Raw genomic sequence first — 3,843 nt, 5'->3', positions numbered from 1 at the left:
ATATGCAACAATTGTAGATAGCAAACCACATTTGAAGCAAAGGACACGATATGGGCTTTCTCGCTGGCAAAAAAATTCTGATTACCGGCCTTCTTTCTAACCGCTCTATTGCCTATGGCATTGCCAAGGCATGTCACCGCGAAGGGGCTGAACTAGCCTTTACCTACGTTGGCGAGCGCTTTAAAGACCGTATTGTTGATTTCGCTAAAGAATTCAATACTGAGCTGATTTTTGACTGTGATGTTGGCAGTGATGAGCAGATTACTGCCCTATTTAAGGATTTGGCAAAGACTTGGCCTCAGTTTGATGGCTTTGTTCATGCAATCGGCTTTGCGCCACGCGAAGCAATTGCCGGCGACTTTTTAGATGGCCTGTCTCGTGAAGGCTTCAAAATTGCCCACGATATTTCTGCTTACAGCTTCCCAGCAATGGCTAAAGAAGCTTTACCTATGTTGCGCGACAAGTCGTCCTTATTGACTCTCACTTACTTAGGTTCAATGAAGAACGTACCTAACTACAACACGATGGGTTTAGCCAAGGCTTCACTAGAAGCCTCAGTACGTTACATCGCTGGCTCAGTTGGACCTAAAGGCATTCGCGCTAACGGTATCTCTGCAGGCCCAATTAAAACTTTGGCTGCCTCAGGCATCAAAGGATTTGGGAAGATCTTGGAGGCCGTTGAGCAAACTGCACCATTGCGTCGTAACGTCACCATTGATGATGTTGGCAATACCGCTGCGTTCTTGTTATCTGATTTAGCAAACGGTATCACCGCTGAAATCATTTATGTTGATAACGGCTTTAGCCAAGTTGTTGGTGGAATGGAAGAAGTTTGAGCGTTCCACTTCGCGAAGCCCTGAAATTTTGGGCCAAGCTCGGCTTTATTAGCTTTGGTGGGCCTGCAGGACAAATTGCCGTCCTCCATCAAGAGCTTGTTGAGAAGCGTCGCTGGATTTCTGAGCGGCGCTTTTTACATGCGCTGAACTATTGCATGCTCTTACCAGGGCCAGAAGCTCAGCAGTTGGTCACGTATATTGGCTGGCTCATGCATCGGACTTGGGGTGGTGTTCTGGCCGGCACCCTATTTGTCTTGCCTTCTCTCTTTATTTTGATTGGCCTATCTTGGATCTACCTGACTTTTGGCCAGGTTCCTTGGATTGCCGCGATCTTCTTCGGAATTAAACCTGCCGTCACTGCTATCGTCCTGCATGCAGCAGTACGTATTGGTAAACGTACGATTCACAATCAAGCGTTGCGCTGGATTGCACTGGGATCCTTTCTAGCGATATTTATATTCAACTTGGCATTCCCGATCATTGTTATCTTCGCAGCCTTGCTTGGTATTTGGGGTGGTAAGCGTTACCCAGAATATTTTCAACAAACTGCCTCTCACGATAAAGTGAGTGGGACCCATGCTGCTGCAATCATTGACGATCACACGCCCACTCCAGAGCATGCCAAGTTTTCTAGAAAAAGATTGGTATTACATAGCTCAGTTGTTACAGGACTGTGGCTTATTCCATTTATTGGATTGACTCTAATTTTTGGATGGAAAACACTCTATCCACAGATCGCTTGGTTTTTTACAAAGGCTGCCTTTCTCACATTTGGAGGCGCTTATGCGGTTCTGCCCTATGTTTATCAAGGAGCTGTCGATCAATTTCATTGGCTCAGTGCCGGCCAAATGATGGATGGTTTAGCGCTTGGAGAAACCACCCCCGGACCACTCATCATGGTAGTAGCCTTTGTTGGCTACCTCGCTGGCCACATTCAACATCTCATTGGCAATAGCAATCCATTTTGGTTTGGCGTGCTTGGTGCCTGCGTTGCCACGTGGTTTACTTTCCTACCCTCTTTTTTCCTGGTCTTGGTCGGTGGACCACTCATTGAATCCACACATGGCAAATTGAGTTTCACTGCACCACTCACAGCAATCTCTGCCGCTGTAGTTGGCGTCATCGCCAACCTTGGACTGTTCTTTGCCTATCACGTCTTTTTTCCACATGGTCTTGGTGGCTCCATCTCTTGGGTTTCGATTGCAATCACCTTACTTGCAGGTTTAGCGCTATTTAAATTTCAAAAAGGGGTTATTAGCGTGTTAACCGGTTCAGCCTTAGCGGGCTTACTCAGTTATTTACTGGCAAGTTTATTGATCTAGACCCATCGCATTTAAGGCCGAAATTGGCATAATGGAAGTTATGCGAATCGAACCTCAAACCATCACCCATCTCCAGGAGTGGCTCGGCAAAACCGAAACCCTTCAAGACATCGTCACAGCAGCACCTGTCAAAGCTTTATCTGCGACGCTCGATCGTTCCGACCCTACCCCGAATGATGGAACCTTTCTTCCCGAGTTATGGCACTGGCTTTATTTTTTGCCTTGCGCTCTTCAATCTGAAATCGGACCTGATGGTCACCCTAAGCGTGGCGGATTTTTACCACCTGTACCGCTACCACGTCGGATGTGGGCTGGTAGCCGAGTTCAATGGCTAGCTCCACTTGCAGTGGGCGATGAGATCGAACGCGTTTCTAAAATTGAATCTGTTACGCACAAGGCAGGTCGCACCGGTGATCTCATTTTCGTATTAGTCAAGCACGCAATTTCCAATCAAAATGGCTTGGCCTTAATTGAAGAACATGACATCGTGTATCGCGATGCTCCGGGTCAAGACGATAAGCCTGTTGCACCCACACCAGCACCTACAGGCGCACAGTGGACCAAGACGATAAGGCCGGATGATGTTTTGTTGTTTCGTTACTCAGCACTGACATTTAACGGTCATCGCATTCATTATGATCGTAAATACGTCACTGAAGTAGAGGGCTATCCTGGCCTGATTGTTCATGGCCCTTTAATTGCAAGCTTGTTGGTAGATCTGGTGCGTCAAAGTATTCCAGGCTGCAGATTGAAGAGCTTTGAGTTCCGTGCAATTCGCCCTACTTTTGATATCAATCCTTTTAAAGTCAGCGCCAAACCGGATCTAGAGAAAGATCCGTCTGGAAAAACCATCTCTATTTGGGCTGAAGATCACGAAGGTTGGCTCACCATGCAAGCCACCGCAGTTTTAGCTTAAGGAATGATTTTGTTATGACTACTCCGCATTTATCTAAAGCTTTAGCTACATTTGCTTCTGAATTAAAGATTGGCGATATTCCTGAAGAGGTGATTTCCCGCACCGAAGATTTACTAGTAGATTGGTTTGGCTCTGCAATTGCTGGCAAAGGTTCGCGCGCCGTAGAGGCCATTACAAAATTTGCACAAAGTATGGGTGGCTTCAATGCTAGCAATCCTGGCTCTGCTGAAATTCTGATTCACCGCACAACTTCAAGCCCTTTCTTGGCTACATTAGCAAATGCAGCCGCATCGCACGTAGCCGAACAAGATGATGTGCACAATGGTTCTGTATTTCATCCGGGGACTATCGTATTTCCTGCTGCTCTTGCAACGGCCCAAGCCATAGGCGCTTCAGGAAGAGATCTGCTCGTAGCTGCAGTCGCCGGCTATGAAGTCGGTATTCGGGTTGGGGAATTCCTAGGTCGCTCACACTACAAAATATTTCACACTACAGGCACAGCCGGCACCTTAGCTGCAGCAGCAACTGTAGGCCATCTTCTCAAACTAAACCCAAGCCAAATGCTGCATGCCTTTGGCTCAGCTGGAACACAATCTGCCGGCCTTTGGGAATTTCTGCGCGATGCCGCTGACTCCAAGCAACTTCATACAGCACATGCCGCTTCAACCGGCTTGATGTCAGCCTACTTAGCGAAATCTGGCTTTACTGGTGCCGAACACATCCTAGAAGGTAAACAGGGTTTGGCTGCCGGCATGTCGAGTGATTCTGA

Annotated in this window: 4 protein-coding genes; all 4 read left to right on the top strand. The window is 47.4% G+C overall.

Annotation, left to right across the window (positions count from 1 at the left end; all coding sequences use genetic code 11):
- Nucleotides 1-50: 50 nt before the first annotated feature.
- Nucleotides 51-836 (top strand): enoyl-ACP reductase FabI, encoded by a 786-nt coding sequence (fabI, locus tag B7Y67_RS12555; protein ID WP_215303126.1) that lies wholly within the window; start codon nucleotides 51-53, stop codon nucleotides 834-836.
- Nucleotides 833-2,158: a chromate efflux transporter gene (chrA, locus tag B7Y67_RS12550; protein ID WP_293598939.1), complete on the top strand. Its 1,326-nt coding sequence runs from the start codon at nucleotides 833-835 to the stop codon at nucleotides 2,156-2,158. Before fabI ends, chrA begins: the two co-directional genes overlap by 4 nt.
- A gap of 31 nt (nucleotides 2,159-2,189) precedes the next feature.
- Nucleotides 2,190-3,074 carry a MaoC family dehydratase N-terminal domain-containing protein gene (locus B7Y67_RS12545; RefSeq protein WP_293598938.1) on the top strand — a complete coding sequence of 295 codons (885 nt, stop codon included), beginning with the start codon at nucleotides 2,190-2,192 and terminating at the stop codon, nucleotides 3,072-3,074.
- Nucleotides 3,075-3,088: 14 nt separating this feature from the next.
- The coding region (locus B7Y67_RS12540) for an MmgE/PrpD family protein (RefSeq protein WP_293598937.1) at nucleotides 3,089-3,843 on the top strand (755 nt) is incomplete at its 3' end.

This window comes from Polynucleobacter sp. 35-46-11 (assembly GCF_002281105.1).
Note: the sequence above shows the minus strand (reverse complement) of the source record. Positions and strands in the feature narration are given on the sequence as shown.